24 protein-coding genes and 1 tRNA gene are annotated in these 23,882 nt (G+C 46.1%); 13 read left to right on the top strand and 12 right to left on the bottom strand.

What is annotated here, in order from left to right; all coding sequences use genetic code 11:
- Positions 1-64: 64 nt before the first annotated feature.
- Positions 65-2,365: a DUF3488 and DUF4129 domain-containing transglutaminase family protein gene (locus H6H02_RS17025; RefSeq protein WP_199329289.1), complete on the top strand. Its 2,301-nt coding sequence runs from the start codon at positions 65-67 to the stop codon at positions 2,363-2,365.
- A 144-nt stretch (positions 2,366-2,509) separates the two neighbouring features.
- Here the strand turns inward: H6H02_RS17025 and H6H02_RS17020 are convergent.
- From H6H02_RS17020 to H6H02_RS17010, 3 genes are all read right to left on the bottom strand, one after another.
- Positions 2,510-2,591: transfer RNA gene (locus tag H6H02_RS17020), tRNA-Leu, on the bottom strand.
- An 89-nt stretch (positions 2,592-2,680) separates the two neighbouring features.
- Complete coding sequence (locus H6H02_RS17015) at positions 2,681-3,463, bottom strand: SDR family NAD(P)-dependent oxidoreductase (RefSeq protein ID WP_190819864.1); 783 nt, start codon at positions 3,461-3,463, stop codon at positions 2,681-2,683.
- Between the two features lie 155 nt (positions 3,464-3,618).
- Positions 3,619-3,903, bottom strand: a complete 285-nt coding sequence (locus H6H02_RS17010) for a DUF427 domain-containing protein (protein ID WP_190410277.1) — start codon at positions 3,901-3,903, stop codon at positions 3,619-3,621.
- A 200-nt stretch (positions 3,904-4,103) separates the two neighbouring features.
- On the opposite strand from H6H02_RS17010, the gene recQ reads away from it, so the two are divergent.
- The 5 genes from recQ to H6H02_RS16985 all read left to right on the top strand — a co-directional run bounded on the left by recQ (position 4,104) and on the right by H6H02_RS16985 (position 11,794).
- A complete protein-coding gene (gene recQ / locus H6H02_RS17005; protein ID WP_190819862.1) occupies positions 4,104-6,257 on the top strand; it encodes a DNA helicase RecQ in 2,154 nt (717 codons plus the stop codon).
- A gap of 584 nt (positions 6,258-6,841) precedes the next feature.
- On the top strand, positions 6,842-7,654 hold the full coding sequence (locus tag H6H02_RS17000; protein ID WP_190819860.1) for a hypothetical protein: 813 nt from the start codon (positions 6,842-6,844) through the stop codon (positions 7,652-7,654).
- Positions 7,655-8,025: 371 nt separating this feature from the next.
- Positions 8,026-8,889 carry a DUF29 family protein gene (locus tag H6H02_RS27925; RefSeq protein ID WP_347342625.1) on the top strand — a complete coding sequence of 288 codons (864 nt, stop codon included), beginning with the start codon at positions 8,026-8,028 and terminating at the stop codon, positions 8,887-8,889.
- A 338-nt stretch (positions 8,890-9,227) separates the two neighbouring features.
- Positions 9,228-11,207 carry a long-chain fatty acid--CoA ligase gene (locus H6H02_RS16990; RefSeq protein ID WP_190819858.1) on the top strand — a complete coding sequence of 660 codons (1,980 nt, stop codon included), beginning with the start codon at positions 9,228-9,230 and terminating at the stop codon, positions 11,205-11,207.
- Positions 11,208-11,344: 137 nt separating this feature from the next.
- Positions 11,345-11,794: a YlqD family protein gene (locus tag H6H02_RS16985; RefSeq protein WP_190414598.1), complete on the top strand. Its 450-nt coding sequence runs from the start codon at positions 11,345-11,347 to the stop codon at positions 11,792-11,794.
- A 67-nt stretch (positions 11,795-11,861) separates the two neighbouring features.
- Here H6H02_RS16985 and H6H02_RS16980 read toward each other — a convergent pair whose 3' ends face one another.
- Positions 11,862-12,389: a hypothetical protein gene (locus H6H02_RS16980; protein WP_190819855.1), complete on the bottom strand. Its 528-nt coding sequence runs from the start codon at positions 12,387-12,389 to the stop codon at positions 11,862-11,864.
- 198 nt (positions 12,390-12,587) lie between these two features.
- Between H6H02_RS16980 and H6H02_RS16975 the strand changes: the two genes are divergently transcribed.
- On the top strand, positions 12,588-13,919 hold the full coding sequence (locus tag H6H02_RS16975) for a dihydrolipoamide acetyltransferase family protein (RefSeq protein ID WP_190819853.1): 1,332 nt from the start codon (positions 12,588-12,590) through the stop codon (positions 13,917-13,919).
- Between the two features lie 75 nt (positions 13,920-13,994).
- Here H6H02_RS16975 and H6H02_RS16970 read toward each other — a convergent pair whose 3' ends face one another.
- Positions 13,995-14,534 carry a Uma2 family endonuclease gene (locus H6H02_RS16970; protein ID WP_190819851.1) on the bottom strand — a complete coding sequence of 180 codons (540 nt, stop codon included), beginning with the start codon at positions 14,532-14,534 and terminating at the stop codon, positions 13,995-13,997.
- Here H6H02_RS16970 and H6H02_RS16965 point away from each other — a divergent pair.
- Positions 14,534-14,698: a hypothetical protein gene (locus H6H02_RS16965; protein ID WP_190819850.1), complete on the top strand. Its 165-nt coding sequence runs from the start codon at positions 14,534-14,536 to the stop codon at positions 14,696-14,698. The genes H6H02_RS16970 and H6H02_RS16965 overlap by 1 nt on opposite strands.
- Before the next feature lie 11 nt (positions 14,699-14,709).
- Here the strand turns inward: H6H02_RS16965 and H6H02_RS16960 are convergent, their stop codons facing one another.
- The 3 genes from H6H02_RS16960 to H6H02_RS16945 form a co-directional block, all read right to left on the bottom strand.
- Positions 14,710-15,780 carry a toll/interleukin-1 receptor domain-containing protein gene (locus H6H02_RS16960; protein ID WP_190819848.1) on the bottom strand — a complete coding sequence of 357 codons (1,071 nt, stop codon included), beginning with the start codon at positions 15,778-15,780 and terminating at the stop codon, positions 14,710-14,712.
- A gap of 121 nt (positions 15,781-15,901) precedes the next feature.
- Positions 15,902-16,879 carry a toll/interleukin-1 receptor domain-containing protein gene (locus tag H6H02_RS26740; RefSeq protein ID WP_199329287.1) on the bottom strand — a complete coding sequence of 326 codons (978 nt, stop codon included), beginning with the start codon at positions 16,877-16,879 and terminating at the stop codon, positions 15,902-15,904.
- Positions 16,880-16,895: 16 nt separating this feature from the next.
- A complete protein-coding gene (locus tag H6H02_RS16945; RefSeq protein ID WP_190819846.1) occupies positions 16,896-17,393 on the bottom strand; it encodes a hypothetical protein in 498 nt (165 codons plus the stop codon).
- Between H6H02_RS16945 and H6H02_RS27680 the strand changes: the two genes are divergently transcribed.
- Together H6H02_RS27680 and H6H02_RS16940 are read left to right on the top strand one after the other, a co-directional pair.
- Positions 17,392-17,520, top strand: a complete 129-nt coding sequence (locus tag H6H02_RS27680) for a hypothetical protein (protein ID WP_277922564.1) — start codon at positions 17,392-17,394, stop codon at positions 17,518-17,520. The genes H6H02_RS16945 and H6H02_RS27680 overlap by 2 nt on opposite strands.
- A 75-nt stretch (positions 17,521-17,595) precedes the next feature.
- Positions 17,596-19,278, top strand: a complete 1,683-nt coding sequence (locus H6H02_RS16940; RefSeq protein WP_190819844.1) for a GspE/PulE family protein — start codon at positions 17,596-17,598, stop codon at positions 19,276-19,278.
- Positions 19,279-19,350: 72 nt separating this feature from the next.
- Here H6H02_RS16940 and H6H02_RS16935 read toward each other — a convergent pair whose 3' ends face one another.
- Positions 19,351-19,728 carry a hypothetical protein gene (locus H6H02_RS16935; RefSeq protein WP_199329285.1) on the bottom strand — a complete coding sequence of 126 codons (378 nt, stop codon included), beginning with the start codon at positions 19,726-19,728 and terminating at the stop codon, positions 19,351-19,353.
- A gap of 2 nt (positions 19,729-19,730) precedes the next feature.
- Positions 19,731-19,937, bottom strand: coding sequence for a hypothetical protein (locus tag H6H02_RS16930; RefSeq protein ID WP_190819842.1), 207 nt, complete (start codon positions 19,935-19,937; stop codon positions 19,731-19,733).
- A gap of 282 nt (positions 19,938-20,219) precedes the next feature.
- On the opposite strand from H6H02_RS16930, the gene H6H02_RS16925 reads away from it, so the two are divergent.
- Positions 20,220-20,465 (top strand): helix-turn-helix transcriptional regulator, encoded by a 246-nt coding sequence (locus H6H02_RS16925; RefSeq protein ID WP_190819840.1) that lies wholly within the window; start codon positions 20,220-20,222, stop codon positions 20,463-20,465.
- A gap of 81 nt (positions 20,466-20,546) precedes the next feature.
- Here H6H02_RS16925 and H6H02_RS16920 read toward each other — a convergent pair whose 3' ends face one another.
- Both H6H02_RS16920 and H6H02_RS16915 read right to left on the bottom strand, forming a co-directional pair.
- Positions 20,547-20,990 (bottom strand): PIN domain-containing protein, encoded by a 444-nt coding sequence (locus H6H02_RS16920; RefSeq protein WP_190819838.1) that lies wholly within the window; start codon positions 20,988-20,990, stop codon positions 20,547-20,549.
- Positions 20,978-21,217 (bottom strand): hypothetical protein, encoded by a 240-nt coding sequence (locus H6H02_RS16915; protein ID WP_190819836.1) that lies wholly within the window; start codon positions 21,215-21,217, stop codon positions 20,978-20,980. The genes H6H02_RS16920 and H6H02_RS16915 overlap by 13 nt, the downstream gene beginning before the upstream one ends.
- A 242-nt stretch (positions 21,218-21,459) precedes the next feature.
- Between H6H02_RS16915 and H6H02_RS16910 the strand changes: the two genes are divergently transcribed.
- Positions 21,460-22,851: a ParA family protein gene (locus H6H02_RS16910; protein WP_190819835.1), complete on the top strand. Its 1,392-nt coding sequence runs from the start codon at positions 21,460-21,462 to the stop codon at positions 22,849-22,851.
- Positions 22,844-23,635: a hypothetical protein gene (locus tag H6H02_RS16905; RefSeq protein ID WP_190819833.1), complete on the top strand. Its 792-nt coding sequence runs from the start codon at positions 22,844-22,846 to the stop codon at positions 23,633-23,635. Before H6H02_RS16910 ends, H6H02_RS16905 begins: the two co-directional genes overlap by 8 nt.
- The last annotated feature ends 247 nt before the right edge of the window (positions 23,636-23,882 follow it).

Here is a 23,882-nt window from a genome sequence, read left to right as displayed (position 1 = left end):
GGCGAATGGCTAACTGTGATAGAACAATTAGCAATGAGCAATTAGCGATTGACTAATCACCAGTATGCGGCGTCTACCAGTTTTTAATCAGTTTAGGCAGCGGCTAGCGGCAATGCCGATGCCCGAAACGGAAGAATCCATTCTGTTGCGGGTGCTGGTGCAGGCGCTCGTGGTGGTAGGAATCATTGCGACGGATGTGGCAGCCGAGACGCAGATTAGCTTGTGGGCTGTGCCGCTCAGCATTGCCGGGGCGACGTGGAGTTGGTATCGACGACGCGATCGCAATGTGCCAGTGAAGTTCTTACTGGCGATTGGAATGTTGGTGGCACTGGCAGTTTTCTTGAAAAATCTGTTCGGGCAACTGAACGATACCCGACTGGTGCTGGCAGAGTTGTTAATTCATCTGCAAGTGCTGCATAGCTTCGATCTACCTCGTCGCAAGGACTTGGGGTATTCGATGGTGATCGGGCTGATTTTGTTGGGTGTTGCTGGAACGGTGAGCCAGACGTTCGCTTTTGCACCCATATTGCTGTTGTTCTTAGGCATTGGGCTGCCGGTATTGGTGCTAGATTACCGTTCGCGGCTCGGTTTGGAACACTTAAAAATGAAAAATGAAAAATTAAAAAAGGGGAATTCCCCAATTTTTAATTGGAAATTTTTCAGTATCAATTTTTTAGCGATTGTAGGGCTGGGGTTGACCATTTTTGCCCTAATGCCTCGGTTTCCTAGCTATCAGCTACAGACATTTCCCGTTAGTGCCCCCAGCAATCTTGCCCAAAAAGATTTTCCTGACAATAACCGTGGCATTGTTAACCCTGGTAAACAGGGCAAAGAAGGTTCTGGTGGTGGGTCAAACCAAGACACTGGCCCTGGCAATGTAGATGATACCTTTTACTACGGCTTTAACAGCAAGATTAACCAGAACCTGCGGGGAGAGATGAAGCCCAAGGTTTTGATGCGGGTACGCTCCCAGTCAGAGGGATTTTGGCGGGTGCTGGGGTTCGACCGCTACACGGGTCAAGGTTGGGAGATTTCCCGCGACAATCAAACGCAGACGGTACAACGTCCACCTTGGTCATACCGATTTTTTATCCCCAGACAGTTCATTACTGGGAAAACCAGGGAGGTGATTCAGACCTACACGGTGGTGTCTGAGATGGCGAATCTGCTGCCAGCCCTGGCGTTTCCCAAGGAACTTTACTACCCCACGTCAAGAGTGGCACTGGATACAGAAGGCAGCGTGCGATCGCCTGCACTGTTACAGGAGGGACTCACCTACACGGTAATTTCAGAAGTCCCTTACCGCGATCGCACTCGCTTGGGGCAGGCGTCCACAGACTATTCCAAACCTATCCGAAATTACTATCTGCAAGTTCCTCCGCAAATTGCTGACAAAGTGCGGCAGCTAACAGAAGAAATCTTAGCGAAGTCGAGAAAACCCATCACCTCGCCTTACGAAAAAGCCCTCTACTTGGCTCAATATCTCAAACAAAACTACACAATTCCACCAGATCCCAATAGCTTGCCATTTTTGGATGAAAACGAAGACTTAGTCGAGGCATTTCTTTTCAAGTACAAAGGCGGCTATCCAGACCACTTTTCCAGCGTCCTCACCATCATGTTGCGTTCGATTGGCATCCCGGCGCGATTGGTGGGGGGCTTTTCCCCTGGCGAGTTCAATCCCTTCACGGGCTTATACATCGTCCGCAACACCGATGCCTATATGATGACGGAGGTGTACTTTCCGAGTAACGGTTGGTTTGCTTTCGATCCGATTCCCACGCATCCACTCATCCCCCCTTCAATTGAAGAAGACCAAACTTTTAGCGTGTTACGCCAATTCTGGAAGTGGGTTGCGGGTTGGTTGCCTTCACCCCTCACCAGTTGGCTGAATAACGTGTTCGGTGCGATCGCTACCTGGTTAATTGGGGGCATCATCTGGCTGTGGGCGCTGTTATCTAGCGGTTGGGTAGGCTTATTCGCCGGTCTCATTTTAGCCATTTGCCTGGGTTTCTTGGGCTGGCTGGCTTGGAATGGTGTGCGTGTATGGCTGTACCGTCGCTGGTTAGCGAAGCTGCCTCCGATGGAAAGTCTTTACCAGGAACTGTTGGCAAATTTACGCACTCAGGGATACGCCAAGCATCCAGCCCAGACGCCCTTGGAGTATGCTTATCTGGCGTATCAACACCAGCCACCGGAATCTGCTAAGGCGATTGACGAGATTACCCAGGCTTATGTCAGCTGGCGCTATGGTAAACAGAATCCCAATGTCAATCAGTTGCGGCTGCGGCTGCGAGAGTTGAAAAAATCTCAGTTGAAGAAGCGTTGGCAGCAGCGCCAAGATTTAAAGCTGAAGACTCAATAATTTTATTTCTGGTTGCGATCGCGCTTTGCTGCTGCTTGGGGAAATCGCGATGGCTTCGCCTCGGACTCCGTGCTACGCAACCCACTCAAAACAAAACCGAGACTAAAAGCCTCGGTTAGTTACGGAGTTATCAATTGTCACTCATGCGGATGAAAGGACTTGAACCTTCACTTCTTGCGAAACTAGAACCTAAATCTAGCGCGTCTGCCAATTCCGCCACATCCGCTCATGGCGTTTACTATCATAGCAGAAACTACCGCCATTACCAGCATTTTCCTAAAGTTAAATTCCCGATTGATTAAAATGTCACTGGATTTAACCGACTAGCAGCGATTGGGCACCATCAATCCAAATTTCGGTGCCGCTGATGTGGCTAGAATTATCTGAGGCTAGAAATAAGACCAACTGGGCGACTTGCTCAGAAGTTCCGGGTTTGCCATCGGTTAAGGGGATTTGTCCTTCGGGAAACTCAACGGGTTCGCTTACCTCATCTAAGTCGCGGCGTTCGGTGTTCTCATCAATTTTTGTATCAATTGCTCCCGGACAAATTACATTGACACGAATGCCATGTTCTGCCAGTTCCAGTGCCACCATTTTAGTGAAGGCGACTTGGGCGGCTTTGGTGCAAGAATAGGCAGTTGCGCCGGTATTGCTGAACATCCGCGTGCCATTAACTGAGGAGGTGATAATGACAGATCCACCTTGTTTCTTGAGATAAGGCACGGCATATTTAACGGTGAGGAAGGTGCCTTTCAGATTGACTTTGATCGTTTTGTCCCATTCTTCTGGCTCTAGCTCTTCTATCGGTGCCCAGACGCCGTTAATTCCAGCATTTGCAAATACAATGTCGAGGCGTCCCCATTGATTTATTATTTGTTGCACCGCTTGTTGCATCTCCTCTGTTTCGGAGATGTCAGCGAGTACCGGGATGGCTTCTCCACCGGCTTGTTGGATTTGGGCAACGACTTCGTTGAGTTCGTCTTCAGTCCGTCCTAGGGCTGCGATTTTTGCACCTTCTTTCGCCAGTAGCACCGCTGCTGCTTTGCCGATGCCCGAACCCGCACCTGTAATTAGTGCTACTTTGTCACCAAGTTGCATCGCCCCTCCTCTAATTTGATAGCGTCTACACAGATGGTTGAGCAAACAGGAGGACATCACATCCCTCTTGTGGAAGACGTAGTTTGGAATCGGGCAAGGTGATAGGGAATTCCTTCCCGGTGTAGGGCATGGCACTGCCATGCCCTAGAGGAAACTTATGCTTCGACTTTGACGCCTTTCCAGAAGGCAATGTATCCTTCGATGTTCTTAGCGGCGTCCTTGGCTTGGGGATAGTACCACGCCGCATCTTTGTTGACTTGCCCATCGACTTCGATGCTGTAGTAGCTGGCTTTACCCTTCCAAGGACAGCTGGTGTGGGTGTCGCTATCTTTGAAATATTGCTGGTTGATAGCATCAGCGGGGAAGTAGTGGTTTCCTTCCACAACTTCGGTGCGATCGCTTTGGGCTAAAACCGTACCATTCCAGATTGCTTTCGGCATGGGTTAATTTACTAATAGACTTTCCAAGTATCATTATGATTCGTAAAGCAGGCTCTCGTTAGCGCAACCAATTTCGGGCAGCAGTTTTGGATGCCCACACGACTCTGGAACTCCTTTACAGAGAATTCGGAATTTCTTCATTCATCCTTTTGATCCTGCGCGGATGCGCCGCTTTGCTAACATCCTTCATCCTTCGGAAGATGCCCCAGTTTCATTCTCTCGAACAGGCACTTAAACATTTCTTTGGCTACGACAGCTTTCGCCTTGGGCAACGTCAGATTATTCAAGAAGCGCTACAAAACCAGGATTTGCTGGTTGTGATGCCTACAGGTGGGGGAAAATCTTTGTGCTTTCAGCTACCAGCACTCCTGAAATCTGGGTTAACCGTGGTCGTGTCGCCGTTAATTGCCTTGATGCAAGATCAAGTGGAAGCGTTGCTAGATAACGGCATTGGCGCGACATTTCTCAATAGTAGTCTCAGTTGGGGACAAGTACAGCACCGCGAAAAACTGATTAAAAGCGGTCAAATCAAGCTACTCTATGTTGCTCCAGAAAGACTGCTTTCAGAAAAATTCCTGCCATTTTTGGATTCGGTGCAACACCAAATTGGAATTCACTCAATTGCGATTGATGAAGCGCACTGTGTTTCTGAGTGGGGACATGATTTTCGCCCAGAATATCGGCAATTGCGACAATTGCGCCAACGCTATCCAAATGTGCCCTTTTTAGCACTCACCGCCACCGCTACCGATCGCGTCCGTCAAGATATTATCCAACAGCTGGCACTCAGGCAACCCAGTATTCACATTGCCAGCTTTAACCGCCCGAATCTTTACTACGAAGTTCAGCCAAAAGAGAAACAAGCTTACTCCCAACTCTTAAAGCAAATCCGCACCACTGAAGGTTCCGGGATTATTTATTGCCTCAGTCGTCGCCGCGTGGATGAAATTGCCTTTCGGCTACAAAAAGATGGCATCTCAGCGCTACCTTATCATGCGGGGCTAGATGATGAAGAACGGACTTCCAATCAAACTCGCTTTATTCGAGATGACGTGCGAGTGATGGTAGCAACGGTTGCCTTTGGCATGGGAATTAATAAGCCAGATGTGCGCTTTGTCATTCATTACGACTTGCCGCGCAATTTAGAAAGTTATTATCAAGAAGCTGGAAGGGCAGGAAGAGATGGAGAACCTGCGCGTTGTACTGTGTTTTTTGGCTACGGCGATTTGAAGACCATTGAGTATATTATCGACCAAAAAACTGACCCGCAAGAGCAAAGAATTGCTCGTCAACAATTGCGGCAGGTAATTGATTATGCGGAAGGGACAGACTGTCGCCGCACAATTCAATTGGGTTATTTTGGCGAACGTTTTGCGGGGAATTGCGGCAACTGCGACAACTGCCGTTTTCCTAAACCAGTGCAAGATTGGACAATTGAAGCGCAGAAATTTCTTTCTTGTGTCGCCAGATGCAAAGAAAGATACGGGATGAATTACATTATCGATGTGCTGCGCGGCTCAAAAAATCAAAAGATTTCTCAGAATGGGCATCAGGAACTTTCTACCTACGGCATCGGCACTGATAAAAGTGTAGAGGATTGGAAGATGTTAGGGCGATCGCTCTTGCATCAAGGACTTGTCGATCAAACCACTGACGGTTATTCTGTCTTGAAGCTCAATGCTTTAAGCTGGGAAATTTTGCGGCGTCAGCGTGAGGTGCAGATTGCCGTTCCAATTGTTACTGCAATTGATGAATCGCCTCAAATGGCAGTAGAAGTAGAAATGCTGTATGAACAATTGCGCCAGCTTCGCAAACAACTCGCTGATGAGCAATCCGTACCTCCCTACGTCGTCTTTGCAGATTCTACGCTAAAGCTGATGGCTCAAATGCAACCTAAAAGCTTACCGGAATTTGGCAAAATTTCCGGTGTTGGGGATTATAAATTAGCTCAATACGGTGAGCGATTTGTTACCGAAATTCAAACTTATTGTAAAGAACAAGGGCTTTTTAAATCAACTTCTGTTGGGTCAATTCCTCAAAAAAATCACCCTACCTACACCCAGTTAGCTACGCTGGATTTATATAGGCAAGGTTTGAGCATTCAAGAAATTGCTCTAAAACGTAACTTGCGTATAGGGACTATCTTAGATCATCTAGCAGAACTGATTTCGATGAATCAGCCTGTGGATTTAAACTCATTAGTGCCGATAGAACGTCAAGAACCCATTTTAAAAGCAATTCAAGAGGTAGGTGCTGCTTCACTCTCAAAGATTCGAGATTCTCTGGGGGAAATCTATACTTTTGATGAGATTCGGCTGGTGCGGGGACTGTGGAAACGAGAGAATAAAGGTTAATTTTTTAACGCAAAGGTACGCAAAGGTTAGCGCAAAGGTACGCAAGGTAAGAGCTTACCTCTCGTTTCCTGAAGTGGTTAGTAGGCAAAAAATACTACTTTTGGGGTATGGTGCAATGTGGGAAATGTGTTCAAAGGATATTGGCGATCGCTATAACAGAAGGTAGCCTGTTACTCGCTGAAGTCCGTTGGGTTCTTCGACAAGATGAAGCAAGAAGAGGGCTTCACTAGGAATGTTTGGGGCGTGCAGTTGCACTTCAATCAAGCCACCAAATCACGTGTAAAAAGACAACTAATTTGAAGCCGAATGCTGGCTCAATCGGATGCAGCATTCGTCTGATAGTCAAGCATCCGTTAAAGAGGCGACGCAACCGTTGATCGTTGATCGTCTAAAATTTGTGGTTAAACGCTTTAGCTGAGGGAGTCAGGAGGCTTCACCAACCTTTTAAATGGCAAGGACAGGAGCTTTCTCACTCATCTAGTGTTAAAACCAATAATATTGCCCGAATCCTCAAGGACGGGTGTGAAGTTAAGTTTAAGCTACTCAATGACGGATTTCGCAAGCTCTTTAGGAGAAGTTAAGAGATGACCCATCACGTCAACCAGCTTGGCGAAACTATCCCCCAAACGCTCAATGGATATGACCCTAACGTGTTTCCAGCATTTCATCAAACGCTGCAAACTCACTTTCCAGGGGCAGTCCCCATGAGCAAGTACATGAGAAAGACTTTCCAAAGCTTGAGCGCCTACGGTTTTTGTGACGAAAACACGATGGGAATGATAGCAATTTGTCGGGATGAAGTCGCCGAACCTCTATTCATTGAAGTAATTCGATACTGGGGGAAAACTTTTAATTGTTGCAGCTTAGCCGGGTTCGTCATGATGGGGAAAACTGGGTTAGCCGCTGCAACTGACCATACCCCTATCGTTGATGGTATCCGTCGTTTTACCTTCTATGCGATGCCCCATATCGCTATTTCTAGACATGGCGAGATTGGTAAGGTTTATCGAGATGGCGTTCAAAAAGTTTCTCACGCTTGTGGAGCATTAGAAACAGTCGTTAAAGAATTGGCATCTGGTCATCTGAAACTAGAAATGGATATGCAGGATATTGAACAAACAATTATCCGGCAGAAAATTCTTTCATCCCTTACCTATGGCGACAAACCCGATTTAATAGAAGTTACAAAATTGGCATCTAAAATTATTTCCGACGATGTCGAATCCCTCTTAAACACTCTGGATCGCTCTGTGTTTAACTACGCCGTCATGACCGGAATTCAAATTCATGGGCCTCTAGGCACCCACTGGATCTATCCACAAGATTTTTATGTCGTCGGCTCTGAACTTCCTGAGGGAAAGGAAAAGATAGAAGCGTTTCAGCAGGCGCAAAATTAAAAAGGTAATGATAACGCGATCGCCATAACAGAAAGTAATCTGCCACACCGCAAAAGCCGTCCGTTTCTTCGACACGATGAAGCAAGAAAAGCGCTTCTTCAGCGATGTTTGGGGTGTCCAGTTGTCCTTCAAGGAAGTTATCAAACAAGTGCAAAAAGACAACTATTCCAAAGCTAAATGATGGCGCGATCGCGTGTATCAATTGCTGAAGGAGTTATGAGCCAGTATTGAGAATCCAGAAGCATCCTGGCTCATTAATTCTATTTAAAAATGCAGTTAGTTAGTGAGTTGTCAGACCGTTGAGTGCAGGATAAAATTAAAAATAAGCCTTTTCAACTCTGATGTTCGCCTTAATAACTATTTAGGTAGTAATGGTTTATATCTATAACCTAAGAGAGAAACCCGTCACTGCTGAGTATGTGGCGGGATTGTCTGCAATTCGTTCGCGCATGAGCGAAACACAGCTTCGATTGCTCCAAGAGCAGTATCACGCTCCTAACCATAAAGTTACAGCCCCACAACTCGCAGAAAGAGCAGGTGTAAACGGTGGCTACCGATTTGTGAATTCCCAGTACGGTAAGCTAGGACGCTGGTTCTGTGAAGAAATTGGATTCAAGCCAGATAAACGCAGAGATGGTACTTACCGATGGTGGACTGTTTGGTCTGTCGGATATGAAACCCCGGAGGGTTTTTTGTGGGAGATGCTTCCAGAGGTTGCTCAAGCATTAGAGTTATTAGGGTGGGTTACTCCAGATGACGTGAGGCTACCTGAAGAAGTACCCGCACCGATAACTGCTAACAATCTCTCCAACCTATATGAACAAGACTATTATCTGTGGTTGGAAACAACCGCTAGCCTCTTGCAAGAAGGACAACTCTCGGCGCTTGATGTCGCTAACTTGCTAGAAGAAATTGAAGATATGGGAAGGAGTGAGAAACGCGCAGTTTACAGCAACCTCAAGATTTTATTAATACATCTCCTCAAATATAGTTATCAATCAGAGAAACGCTCGAACAGTTGGCTAGCAAGTATCGTTGAGCATCGCCAGAGACTCAAAAAAGCGTTCAAAGAAAGTCCAAGCTTGCAACCGTACTTTACTGAGATATTTAACGAGTGCTATCAGGATGCAAGGGAATTAGCGGCTGCTGAAACGAGACTGGAAATTAATGCATTTCCGGTTGAACCTCCCTTTACTCCCGAAGAAACCCTTAATTCTAGCTACTTACCTGATTAGAGCAATCGCATTCTTTCGCTAAGCCGTATTTAGATGCGATCGCTTCTCGTATCTAATAGAGAGTAAGTACGATCGCCTCATCGTATTGAGGTATTGCATTTAAAAAAATTTATGGGTGTGCCTCTTTCAGTTTTTTTTGGGCGCACGGATTCCCATTGTCTAAGAATATACTGCCAAATAGCAATAGTCAAGTATCAATTATTACAAATAATCAAATGCGATCGCTCTCCACAGATCACATAGACACAATCAATATCTGTCCCTAAAACCTATTATTGAAGCAACAGAGGAGTATTTTGGAAAAAGAGCTGATTAACGATTGCAGCGATTAATAGAATATGTCAAAAGCCCCTAGTTCCTTCCCACTCAGCGAGCGAGACCGTGCTAACCTTAGCCGCATGGTAGATTACAGTTCGGTGGAATCTCTACCGGCTATCTGGCAGCTGGCGCGATCGCACTTTGGTAATACCATTGCCCTCCACGACCCCCACGCTCAACCAGAAGTAGTTATAAATTACACCGAACTAGCTCAGCAAATTCAACAGTTTGCCGCTGGGTTGCAGGCATTAGGAGTACAGCCAGAATCACGCCTTGCCCTGATTGCTGATAATAGTCCGCGCTGGTTTATTGCCGACCAAGGGGCGATGACCGCCGGGGCAGTTGATATCGTCCGTAGTTCTCAGGCAGAGCGGGAAGAGTTACTATTTATACTGGCAGATAGCGGCAGCACTACTTTAGTAGTAGAAGACCTGAAGACGCTGAAAAAACTCAGGGAACGCCTCAACGACCTCCCAATTCAGCTAGTCGTCTTGCTCTCCGATGAAGAACCGCCCGAAGAATCCACCCTGAAAATGCTGAACTTCTCTGGAGTCATGGCAGCAGGGGAAAATCAATCCTTGCAGCCGGTGAAGCAAACCCGAGAAATGCTGGCGACGCTCATTTATACTTCTGGTACGACAGGCAAGCCCAAAGGCGTGATGCTGACGCATGGCAACCTGCTCCATCAGATTACCAACTTGGGAACCATCGTTCAGCCGCAACCAGGCGAACCTGTCCTAACGATTCTCCCGACTTGGCACAGCTTCGGGCGCACTGGCGAATACTTTTTCCTCTCCCACGGTTGCACCCAGATTTACACGAGCATTCGCCACATCAAAAAAGACTTTAAAGAATTCCAACCCCACTATTTAATCGCTGTTCCCCGACTGTGGGAGTCTATCTACGAAGGCGTCCAGAAGCAGTTTCGCGAACAACCGGCAAATAAGCAGAAACTGGTTAAAAATCTGCTAAGCATTAGTCAGCGCTACATTGAAGCTCGCCGTACTTGGCACAAGTTGCGCTTACAACCCCAACCTCCCTCCATGCAAGAACGGCTATTAGCTGGAAGCCAAATGCTTGCCTTGGCTCCTGCCCATGCGCTTGCCGAGAAATTAGTGTATGGAAAAATCCGAGAAGCTACTGGAGGCAAATTAAAGTACGTCATCAGTGGCGGCGGCTCCCTCGCCATGCACCTGGAAAACTTCTTTGAAATTATTGGACTTGAGGTGCTGGTGGGCTATGGTCTTACAGAAACATCCCCCGTCTTAACGGCTCGTCAGTCTTGGTGCAATTTGCGGGGTTCATCTGGGCGATTCCTGCCAGGGACGGAAATTAAAATTGTTGACCCCGAAACCCGCAAACCCCTTCCGGCTGGGAGTCGTGGTCTGGTTTTAGCACGAGGGCCGCAAGTGATGCAGGGATATTATCAAAATCCCCAAGCGACTGCCAAGGCAATTGACGCTGAAGGTTGGTTTGATAGCGGCGACTTGGGTTGGCTAACAGAGGCGAATGACTTAGTGCTGACAGGTCGGGCGAAGGATACGATAGTTTTAACTAACGGCGAAAACATCGAACCCCAGCCGATTGAAGATGCCTGTCTGCGGAGTCCTTATATTGACCAAATTGTGCTGGTGGGTCAAGATGAGCGATCGCTTGGTGCTTTAATTGTCCCCAATCTGGAAGCTTTGCAAAAGTGGGCAGCAGACAACAATCTGTACTTGCGCCTCCCAGAGGAAACTTCCTCACCCAGCAATCTCCCTACTGCATCCACTCAAGAAATTGACCTGAATAGTAAGATTGTTCAGGAATTATTCAAGAAAGAATTAAACCGGGAGGTGCAAAATCGCCCTGGTTATCGCCCAGATGACCGGATAAGTCTGTTCAAGCTAATTCTGGAGCCGTTCTCCATTGAAAATGGCATGATGACCCAGACGTTGAAAATCCGCAGACCTGTCGTAATGGAACGCTACCGCGATATGATCGACGGGATGTTTGCCTGATTTGGTCGGAAAGTTGGAAAAAAGCCTGAAGGATGAAGTGTAGTGCGAACTACACACACCGCCTTCATCCTTTAGCCCTCATCCTGAGCGCCTTTCCTACAAACCTTTACTCTTTAATTTTTCCAAGCAAAACGGATATGGATGTTTCTCAATCACACCTGCTGCTAAAGCGACCCGTTACAATCAAGGCCGTTGTTACTCCTCGTTGGAAAGAGGAAGCACAGCAGCAACTCCAGGCGCAAATTAACCAGCTTGACTCTCAGTTGCAACAGCTTGAAATGCAAGGACAGCGGGCAATCTCAGAAATTCAAAAGCAGAATCTGCAACCCCCTGGCCCGCAAGTGATGCAACAAATTGACAATATCCAAATCCAGGTTAATCAAAAGAAAAGCGAACTGCTTGAGCAGAAAAATCAACTTCTGCAACAGTTGCAACAAGTGCAGCTGATAGAACTCAATGACGAAGTGAATCACGGTCAGATTGAAGGCTTTTTTAAAGTAGAGCCGGGAGATAATCTGATTCAAAAAATGCAGGTGGAAATTCTCCTGCGCGATGGAATTGTGGAAGAAATTCGCGGGGAAATTTAATACGAATCGTTAATGGCTAATGGGTAATTCGGAGATTGCCATTAGCCATTAGCCGTTATTGGGGCATCTACTGACAATTTTGAGTTGACCAATCTTGATGACCTCGCCCCACATGGCACTTGACTTGGGAACCAGCCCATGCAAGTTTCCATTCCTTGGCTGTTTGAGCTGATGGGGAGGTCGGCACTAATTCAACGCGATGCCTGATAGCACCGACAGAGTCATCTGCAACGCCGGTTTGGGTAATCGTTACAACCGCTAGATTTTGTTGCGGATACTCAAGCGTAACTTCCCGCGTCCCCCCCTCGGATTCAGTTTGACCGAAGTGAGCAATTGCGATCGCTTTCGGGTCAGTTCCCTTCAAGGAGTTAGCAGACTTTATCTCTTGTAGCTGTATCGGTTTATACTTAGTTCGCTCAGTCCCTGCAACAGGTGTATTCTTAAGTGCATTTTGGCTCACCTGTTGGGAGGATTGCTCAACACTCGGACTGCTGGCAGGGATGGGAGTTGATTGAGTGCTTTCGCCGACGCTGCAAGCACTCAAGCCCAGTGCCATACCGACTAACACCAAAAGGGATTTAAACTTGCCAGACATCGTTATAATAGAGAGTTTGAATTAGTTTTCTCTATCCAATTCTATCCAGCCGCCCCAGCGTCCGGAGAATTCGGCGTTGAAGGATACAAACTCAATAGACTGTTGTAGAGTCGGATAGTTGTAATGACCATCGGTCAAGATACAATTCAATCTGGCTTTAATCTTGTTTATATAGACTGTCGATTCGGAAGACACCCCATGATTCACGAAGTTTTCATGCCCGCCCTTAGTTCCACCATGACCGAAGGCAAAATTGTCTCCTGGGTCAAATCTCCCGGCGACAAAGTGGAAAAAGGCGAAACCGTGGTGGTTGTCGAGTCGGACAAAGCTGATATGGATGTGGAGTCCTTCTACGAAGGATATCTCGCCACCATTATCGTACCTGCCGGTGAAGCAGCTCCGGTCGGGGCTGCGATCGCGCTCGTCGCCGAAACCGAAGCCGAAATCGAAACAGCTAAGCAACAGGCTCCTGGTTCCGCCCCCGCAACGCAATCGGTAAACGAATCCGCTCCCGCCCAACCCACCGCAACCCCAGCCCCCGCAGCCCCAGCCCCCGTAGAAACGACACCAGCCGCCGCCCGTCGCAATGGACGCAGCATTGTCTCCCCCCGCGCCCGGAAGTTAGCCAAAGAGCTAGGCGTCGATTTGAGTACCCTGCAAGGCAGTGGCCCCCACGGTCGGATTGTCGCAGAAGATGTAGAAGCATTGGCGAATAAGGGTAAACAACCCGTCGGGACAACTGCCACACCGACAATGACGCCCGTAGCTTCCCCGCCACCAGCACCCGTTGCAGCCCCGTCAGCCGCACCCGCCGTTAAACCCGCCGCCGCAGCCACCGTACCCGCCGTTGCCGTTCCCGGTAGCGTTGTCCCCTTCAACACGCTGCAAAACGCTGTGGTGCGGAATATGATGGCAAGCCTGCAAGTGCCTACCTTCCGCGTCGGTTATACCATCACCACGGATAATCTAGATAAGCTCTACAAGCAGATTAAATCCAAAGGTGTCACCATGACCGGGCTACTTGCCAAAGCAGTAGCCGTAACCTTGCAAAAACATCCTTTGGTGAATGCCAGCTTCTCAGACCAGGGAATTCAGTATCACAGTGCGATTAACGTTGCCGTAGCCGTGGCAATGGATGGCGGCGGCTTAATTACGCCAGTTCTGCAAAATGCCGACCAGCAGGATATTTACTCTCTATCTCGTACTTGGAAAGATTTAGTCGAACGCTCCAGAAGCAAGCAACTGCAACCCGCAGAATACAGTTCTGGCACCTTTACCCTCTCAAATTTGGGGATGTATGGGGTAGACAAGTTTGATGCCATCTTGCCGCCGGGAACAGGTGCTATCTTGGCAATTGGCGCGTCGCGTCCTCAAGTCGTCGCCACGGAAGACGGAATGATGGGAGTGCGCCGACAGATGCAGGTAAATCTTACCGCCGACCACCGGATTATCTACGGTGCCGATGCCGCTGCTTTCCTGCAAGATTTGGCAAAATTGATTGAAACCAATGCCCAATCTTTAACCCTTTAATTTAACCTTCTAAAAAGGGTGGGCAGTGCCCACCCTTTTTACTTTTTGACTTTTAAAAATTAAATAATCCATACCTCACCCCAATAATTCATCGACTGCCACGCTAAAGCCTTGTAGCACAACTTGAGTGCTAGCAACTTCACCAGAAATAAATACAAGTCGCTGATTTTGAGTAACTACAATAATCCAACGATTCTCAGGAAACACCAGCCAAACTTCCTCCCCACCAGATTGTAAATATTCTTGAGATTTAGCAATTACATCTTCAGCAATATCCGTAGGCGAAACAATTTCAGCAATTAGTGGAAAACTCTGGGGAAATACAGCAGGTTCGCCAAACTGGTTAATTAGTTCTGGTGCCAGATAAGCAACATCCGGAGAACGTCCTTGCTTATTAGTGCGACAAGGAACCTCTGTATAAACTTGTCCTCCTTGTCCGCTGGAGTTTTTGTAACTTCTCCAGTAAAAGTACACATTACCCTGAATCCGGCTATGCTTGAGTGTCACTCCGTTTTTCTCCACCAATTCTCCATCCACCCACTCTGTATTATCTGGGGGATTGAGCATCCAATCTTCTAGTGAGTATTCCTTTGAGATAACTGTAGAAGTTACCATTGCTATCTACTCGCTTTTACAACACTTGCCTTTATTATTACTTAGCTGTTTCTTTTCCTAATCTGGGCAGCAAAAAAATGACGGAGGATGAAGTTTGGAGCTTTCGCGATCGCATCCCCTGCATTACAGTGCGATCGCGCCTCGCAACAAGCAACATTCAATAGTGACTGTATTCTCAATTATCACAAGCGTGATCGCACCTACCGACTTCCGCCCACACTTTCATACGGGGTGAATTGGAACTATGGTTTACTAAAGGCTCTACTTTGAGGATAACTAGCTTTTCTCCAGGGTTAACTTGACCTAACTGCTCTGCAAACTGGGATTTATCCTTTCTTAAATTAGCCTTATTCTTAACAGTCACGACTGCTCTTATTGATGGAACACCAAGGGAATCGGTAGGAGCTGGCTGACCAGACGAGATTTCAATCAGTGGCTCTCCAACAGACAAATTACCTGAGTTATTGTTAACAGTACCTATCCATATCCAACCAATAGAAGTTACGTTCTTCGTTGACCTTAAAGTTAGATTAGGTACTAATGAAGAATTTCCTACTAGATGGGATAGTTGGCTTATTGCTATAGTTCCACCTAATGCCCCAATTACAAAAGGTGCTAGAGAACGTGTCACACCTGCCCTATTGCGCCGACGCGCTCTTGATTTTTTAGGTAAGAGAAAAATGCTAACATCTGGTACATTTGCAAGAGTTCTTGCAATAGCAGTCATGCCTGTCCTAACCTGCGGATAAGATTTTAAAGAAAAAGGAGAAGCGGTAATTTCCTCTATTACCTCCCGGATACCTTTAGCAATATTCGCAAAAGCATGATCGTGATGTCCCCACTTGGTCACAGGTTTTTCACCCTCAGACCCTTCAGGCAAAGCTTTGAGATTGCTGAACCCGAACGCAGAGCGCCAATTATCGACCGTAGTGAGCAGAATAGGGATAACACGGGCTTGTCGAGCATTGTGCCGTTCCATAGCCCTCTTCACCATAATGTTCCAGTAATCCTGCGAATATATTAAGTCCGAGCTAATCAGGAGCAAAATTATATCAGCGGTGTCCATCTGGGTATAAATCTCACTTTCCCAATCTTTTCCCGCGCTGATCATGCCTTTGTGCCAGGTAGTAATCACGCCCTTCTGCTTCAAACTACTGAGATGCTTCTCGAGTTTCTGCCGCTTTTCTTCATCTGTATTTGAGTCAGAGCAGCAATATAAAACTTTGATTTCTTTAGTAGACGGCATTGACCTCAGCATCTGTTAATTTAAACGTTGTATGACTTACCTTTTAAATTGAGCGCATTTGAAATTTCAAAGACCTTATCTAGCCCCACTGACGCAGTGCCAGTAAAGGACAGTTATGTGTCTATCGGTTTTCAGCCAGTTCCTCAACTGCCTCTCGAATACCTTTAGCAACACTCCAAAATGCTTGCTCACGATTTCTCCCCTTGATCGGTTTGTCACCATTGGGCAGATGTTTAAGCTTGCCAAACGGTGCGCTTTTCCAATCAACAAAGTCGAGAATTATAGGAATAACACGGGCTTCTTTGGCTTCATGGCGTTGCATTGCCCGTGGTACCTCAACATTCCAGCAATCAACCGAATTAATAAAATTTACACTAACCAGCAGCAAAATTACACTAGCTGTATTTAGGTGTGCGTCTCTCTCATTCTTCGATTCTTTTCCAGCGCCAATTTTCCGGTTATGCCATGTCGTAATCACGCCCTGCCGCTCCAGAAGACGAAGCTGCTTTTCTAGTTGAACAAGCTGTTTTTCATCTTCGTGAGCGTATGAGAAGAATATTTCAAAGGCTTTAGTAGGTGGCACAGATATAAGTTTGTTTCCTACTGGAGGCAAGTCCTTGGCAACACTTTGAGTGCCAAGTTCTAGAGACTTCTGTTCTATTTCATGGGGATGGATTCGTTGCTGCTGGGAAATCCCCGATGCTAACTTGTCTAACGCTTCATCATTATCTATCCCAGTGCCAAAACTCACCCAATTTAGTTGCTGAAGAAAGGGAAAGTCTTCGGGAATTCTCTCAACCCCTGGCAGTAAGACGGGAATTACGGGGATGTCTGCATCTACGAATCGGCTGATTAGTGATCGAAGTTCTAGTATCTGCCACTTTCCTAATCCCGTTAGACCGATGAAGATAGCGGCAGATTTGACGTTTTGAATGGCCTGTTGGATTACATCCTGAAAGGGGCGTCCTGGTGGAATTTGCTCTTCATCTATCCACACCTTCAAACCACGCCGCTTAAGTTTATTGGCAATGGTCTTAACTAAAGGTTTATCCAGACTATTGTGAGCCAGGAATACATCGAACTGGGGTTGATTATTCATTCAGAAGTTTCTCTTTTTAGTCGTTTACTCCAGTGATGATTGCCAGGGCGTTGGCATATTGCTCTAATTCCTTTCTAAGCGATTCTAGTTCAGCACGCAATTTATGTTCCTCTGGCCAATTCTGCTCATCTTCCTTGGGACTCAACTGAGTAGGACGCTGTGCCTCCCATGCCTGCAAAAGTGGATGCCACTTGGCAAGGAAGGGGCGAAGCCCATTATTGAGTACAGCAATCGCAATGCCCCCAACTGAATCGTGCGAAGCGCCAACGTCTGGTCCAGCCTCTTTCAGTATTTCGCGCGTTGTTCCGAATAGACTATATAGCGATGTCAATGCTTCGCGCAGCAGTCCTTGGTCAGCTTCCAGAGGCTGAATAGCAATGCGCGTGACGAGTTCAACGTAGAGCGACCACGCTGCCTTGCGCTCTGTCAAGTCAGCTTCCCATTCAGCTGAACCGATACCGAAAGGAAGGCTCACAGACACTTTCTTCAACTTGGCAGGGTCTCTTTTAGCCATGAGTCTATTGTTCTACTTCACCCACTCATTGTTTGCTCATTGTAGCCGCAACTTCAGTGGCTATGAGGATCGCATTCCCTCCATAAAACGCGATCGCTTAGCCTCGGACTTTGTCCTACGCTTCTGATGTCACAGAGCGATCGCCTAAGTTAGGCTGGTGTAGTCTCAACTCCCAGCTGTTGATTTTTCGCTGGAAACAAGAATGCAAACCTCCTCTCCTGCTTCATCCGCTTGGCAACGGCTGAAAAATCGTGAAATTAACTGTGAAGAAGCGCTAAAACTCCTGGTAGACGAGCAAGGAACACTCCACTTAGCGCTGTTGGATCGGGAAGTCAGTTACCGATTTTTTCGAGAATTTCCAGATAGAAAGTTTTTGCCTCCGGTGGTTCCGCTGCTGCTGTGGCGAAACTGTTACTACTTGGGAAGTCCGATGGCTCTTTCTGTGGAGACGATTAGAGAACTGAGCGATCGCACTTTAACCGATATCAAAATTATCCCAATTGCCGACAAGAGCTATCGCACCTGGTATCACACCCAAAACCTAGACCCCAAACGTATTTCCTCGACTCCCTTAGTGAATCCCCTCACGGGCGAGCAAGAGCAAGAAAACATCAGCGAAACAACTGAGCTATACCTCTCGAAAGCAGTTGACCAGATTGGACGGCTGAAAACCCTGATTTCCGGTGCATTGCGGAACCGCGCCAGCGATATCCACATGGAACCCGCGCCAGAAGGCTTGAGAGTCCGCTATCGCATTGATGGCGTTTTGCGGGACATTACCACTCTGCCAGTCGATGTCAGCCGCAAGGTCATCGTCGCCCTCAAAGTTATGTCTGAAATCGACATCGCCGAAAGCCGCCGCCCTCAAGATGGACGGATTGGAGAGAAATATGCTTCTGGCGAAGAATTAGAACTGGGAATGGATATGCGCGTCAGTACCCTTCCCTGCGTGGGTGGGGAAAAAGCGGTGATTCGCTTACTCCCGCGCAAAAACCCCTTTTCTAAAATCCAAAACTTAGGTTTCACTCCCACAACCCTCGAAACCTACAAAACCTGGTTGGAACAGCCCCAAGGGATGATTATCCTCACTGGCCCGACAGGGAGCGGTAAAACCAGTACGCTGTACACCAGTCTGCAATCCGTCGCCAGGGAACACGTCAATGTCGTGACGGTAGAAGACCCGGTGGAGTACATTTTGCCCCGCATTACTCAAACCCAGGTCAATGAAGCGGCGGGGATGACCTTTGCGGCAGGCTTGAGATCAATTTTACGCCAAGACCCAGATATCATCATGGTGGGAGAAATCCGCGACCACGAAACCGCAGAAACCGCAGTTCGGGCGGCGCTAACGGGTCACTTAGTTTTTACGACGCTGCACACCAATGATGCTCCGGGTGCGATTCCCCGGATCAAAGATATTGGCCCAGATCCTGGCTTAATTAGTGATGCCCTCTTGGGAATTGTGGCTCAGCGATTAGTGCGCCGAGTCTGTCCTCACTGTGCAGCACCCTATCAGCCAACGGAGAAGGATTTGCAGGTACTGAGTTTAGAGCCAAGTCAAGCAAATTCAACCACTTGGCGAAAGGGTAAGGGCTGCTCCAAGTGTTTCAATTCTGGCTATCTGGGGCGAGAGGCAATTGTTGAGTTGCTGGACATCGATGATACGGTGCGCGAAATTATCTATGACGGCACGATGACGCAGCTGAATCGCTACCTACGGGAAATCAAATTTTTCTCTTTCGGGATGGCAGCCGCAGAAAAGGTGACAAATGGGATCACAACGGTTGAGGAAGTGTTGCGCGTCCTACCCCGCAGTGCCTTCTCCCGCCGCAAGTCTCTGGGCGGAAGCCGCACAGAGCAGTTTACGCCGTTGGGTGTGGGATAGCGATCGCGCTTTTGCGGTAAGGCTGCATAAGCTTCGCTCTCGCGCTTCTCCAAAGGTACAATTTTACTGACTTTATGCGGCGCTTTCCTTTCCTGGTAAGCTGCCCAGATAGTCTCGGCGTTTTACCCAAAGTTGGCGGAGGTTTTCCATCATCTCTTGGTAGTAGTCGGAGAATTTCTGGCTGTCTTCTTTAATCTCAAGTCCGAGTTGTTGGAGTGCGGTAGGGGTGTGGCACGTTTGGAATAAAAGCGCGATGGCATCCCACCAGAGTCGCAATTGACGATAACTCACAAATTGTCCGCCGCGATCTGTGCGATGTACAAATAGTACATTTTGCCAACACTCGAATTGCACAATTAAGGATTCTGGTATTTTCAGGTATTTCGCCAAGAGTGCAACAGTGAGGCGAAATGTCTTTGGTGGTTGAATCCGGCGAAACAATGTTGTCATAATCAATTCACTCCAGGTTTGGCTATTGAGTCGCTGGTTTCTGGGGTTGTGTCGAAAATGATGGAATAGGGAACGTTTGGAGTATTCGCTTTGAGAATTTGCAGATGCGCTTCGGCATCGCTGCGACGAAAACGGGCGATAATCAGAGATCGCATATTCGGAAGCGAACGGATGATGCACCAAGGATGGAGTTTGGCGTAATACGTCATAAGATTCTCCCAGTCATAGCTGTGAGTTACTTAGTTATGGGTTTTGAATGGATATTTACGAGGGTGTCGCTAACCACCCCAGGCAAAGATAGCGATCATGCGATCGCGTGTCAGTTCTTGGTGGAATGACAGTTATATAAGACACTGAGGACAGGGCAGGCATCAAAGAAGGCATTTAGGCGGCTTTTCGGTTGCCTATCCTTTTGTTCTTCATTCCAATATAAGCCGCTTATAGTTTGTTTGTCAAGCAGCTTATACAAGGTAATTATATAGAATGCCAAAATGACGGAAAAGCTAGAGCTAGAGCAGGAGTCCCCGTTAAAGAAACGCAGAGAAGAGTTGAATCTAACTCAGAGGGATGTTGCCGTGGCTGTTGATGTGTCCGTTCAGACGGTGAGCAACTGGGAGACTGGACGTTACCAGGAAGCTAGACTCACGTTGCCACAGGTAAAAGCACTCTGTCGGATATTACAGTGGTCGATTAATGATTTGCCTAATGATCTGGGACCATTAGATAAATCATCGTAGGCAGGGAAATAAATTTTGCGATGGCGCTTTTGGGGAGAGGATGTGATTGCTCTATTGCTATACTCAATCGATTTACTTGATTCAAGTTGCTGCAATGTCGCTAAGGAGAACTACAGGTAGACCAGCAACACGACGGAAACCGCTATCATTCGTCAGAAAAATGCTGCAACTTGTAGCAAGAGCAGTGGCAGCATGAAGAGCATCTGGTGTTCTAAGATTTGTAGTAGCACGCAGATGTGCAGCATCCCTGAGAATCGCTTTCGTAAGAGGAATCAGTCGAATTTCTGTAGACGAAAGTAGCGTTTCATAAGCATTCACTAGAAGAGAATCAGCATTCTTTATAGGGGCAACCAATGTTTCCAGTAATGTTAGTTCACTGCTAACAATTTCAATGTCGCCAGTTCGAGACTGCAACCACAATGGTCGCAAGATTGACCAATAAATCGGATGCTTTTCAACACTGTAGATAAAAATCTGAGTGTCTGCATAAACTAGGCTAGATGATGGAATTGTCAGGGTTCCCACGCATTGCGCTCCTCCTCAATATACTGGTCTGCTTCCTGGGTCGTTTTGAATAGTCTTTGACCTGGTAATTCATCAAGTAAGTCTATTGCAGAACGGCGACTGGAGATAGGGGTTTCTGGTAGAATGACGAACACTTCTACAGCATCACCCACTGGCAAGTCAGGGGTTGAAATTTCGATTTTGTTGCCTGGTAAGACTTTGGTGCTGATGTGCAAAGCTGGCTGCATTATGGATTATCTCTTCTTGCTGCTGTTGACCAGAATAGCTCAAAGTGCTGCGCTGTTGGGTGTGTGGGGATGCGATCGCGCCTCAGTGCAGATTTTAAATTAATCGTGAAATCGCTTAACTTATAACTCTGCTGTTAAGTTAAAAAGAATTTTATGCGTACAAATACGGAGGTACACTCATTAACAAACGTGATTACATTGAGAAAGAAAAAGGCTTTTTCTTTCCGCTTAGGTATTACTTAATGTTAAATACAAGTTTAAATTGGAATAATATTTTAGGCTCTATTCCAGCCAAAGCGCATGAGCCTATTGTAAGTCATCAATTTGTAGTACCCCTTTTAGAAGCGCTCGGATTTAATAATCAAGAGCGATTTCCCCAGTTTGGGACAGGTAAAGGTGCTGACAAGGTAGATTTCGCAGTTCGTAAAAACAATGACGGTGATATTTTTTTAATTTCTAAAACTAATCCTTACCTACTGGTTGAAGTGAAGGGACGCGCAACAGATGCTGGTGTTCCAATAAACTTATCATTAAATACTCGCCAATACTTAGATACTAAGGAACAGATTAAAAGATATCTTCTTGCTCCTAAGTGTAAAACCGTTCAGTGGGGCATTATTACTAATTCAACCCATATCCAACTATTCCGAAGGCATGGAAAGGTAGTAATTCCAGCAACCCCCAACATTTTAATCGATCATAATAATATTAGTAATGTAATTGCTGACATTAAACATTTGATTGATAATCCGCCAAAAGCTTTAAATATTTGCCTGTACAACGATAAAGGAGGTGTAGGTAAAACTACAACAACTATCAATTTAGCGGCTACTTTATGGAAACAAGGTAAAAAAGTTCTTGTAGTTGATTTCGATCCACAACAAAGAGATTTAACTGAATTACTTGAGATCAAAGAAACCTCTGTTAAACTTTCGGATTGTCTGATTAATAGAGCATTGGATATTCGCGCTACAATTCAACCATTTGAGCTTCCTGATAAAAGTGGAAAAAAAATAAAGTTATTCGATGTTATTCCTTCAGATTTAAAACTGGAAAACTACATGGATCATGACTATGAAGCAAAAATTCAAAAAGGTTCAGGGAGATTACAAGACTTACTTCGGATTTTTGTTAAAGATTATGATTACATATTGATTGATGCGCCAACCAACTGGACCTTTTTTAGTAAAAGCTGTGTTCGCGCTTCAGATGTAGTGCTTATCCCGACAAAGCACACTAACTTTGCATCTATAAAAAATGTACTTAAAGTAATTAAGCAGTTCATTCCAGAAGTGCAAAGACTTAGAAATGACAGTAGTCCAACTGCTTTACCAATCTTCTTCAATGAACACAAGCAAACTGAGGCTTCAATCCAAAGGACACACTTGGAAATTAAAAATATTTTGACTAAAAAATCTATTAATAATGGTCAACCAGCTATGGTAGATCCTGAATTACTGCCCTACTATTATCCTAGAGCTAAAAAAGGGAACTGGGATACAACTATATTCAGTATTCCAGAATACGCAGTTGTTTCCAGTGCTGCCTTCGCTCGTGTCCCAGCAGTTTTAAAAAACAAGAACGTTGCTGAATATTATCTCGGCTTAGCTAAGGAGTATTTTTTGTATGGTTGATTTTGATAATATTGGTAAGCTTATGCACTTGCCATTAGCTGATATTGAGCCTGGAGAGCAATTTTCAGCATCAGAATTTATCATTACTGCCGCAGCAGATGCAGTATTACAATCAAATGGGCGTAATTGGATTCCTATTCTTGTTAAAGAAATAGGTGATTATCAGTATCAAGTTGTTACCAATCATTTTGTTTATGCAGTTGCTCAACAAGCTGAATTGGAAAGAGTCTGGTGCATTGTAATTCAACCAGAACCTAAAAGTATTGAGCAAGCAAGAATTTTAGCGAGAGAAGTTACCCCTAAAGTAAATCTGAGTACAGCATCAAGAGATACCATTTTAGCTGCACTTAGATACTTAATTGCAGAACCAGATGGTGCATTAAAAGGAGTAGATGCGATTGTAGCTGCTAATCGAATTGCAGCAGCTGATAGGAAAAATTGGTCAGGCTTTAGCCCTATCACCACTTTGAAATGTGGAATTACTAAAGGCAAAAAATTGGATGCTCTTGCTAAAGTATTTTTTCTATCGCCGCCAACGCCGCCAATGCCGCCGCCAGAGGTTATCAGTATTAAACAGGCATCAAGAGAGGATATTTTTAGCCGTATAAGCTATTTATCAACTAACAAAATCGGTGGGTTTGAAGAAGTTGATGTGGAAAAAGCAGCCGATGTTATTTTTGCTGCGAGTAAAGGTAAGTGGAAAAGCTTAAATCCTATCTCAAAACTCGAATGTGCTATTGATACTGCCAAAATCAAGACTCTTAAAACAGTATTTATTCTTTGATCTCATTCATAATTAGCTGTGCAGCCTCAATTTCTAAAGTATCTAAGTATTCAGAGGCTAGGTTGAAAAACGAAACCCAGCTTGCTAAATTTCGGTAATCTCATGCTCGGAATGGAGAAAGCGATCGCTCTGTTGCCATCTATAGCTATCGCCATACAAGTTAGGACACAGCTTGCTGTAGGACAACCTCGATTGCTTCGCGCAAACTTGTCGTATTGCGTCGTTGCTTGCGAATTCGACTTTTCAA

Source organism: Coleofasciculus sp. FACHB-1120 (assembly GCF_014698845.1).
In the GTDB taxonomy this organism is placed as follows: Bacteria; Cyanobacteriota; Cyanobacteriia; order Cyanobacteriales; family FACHB-T130; genus FACHB-T130.
The sequence above is the reverse complement of the archived record's forward strand: the minus strand, read 5'-3'. Positions and strand labels throughout refer to the sequence as shown.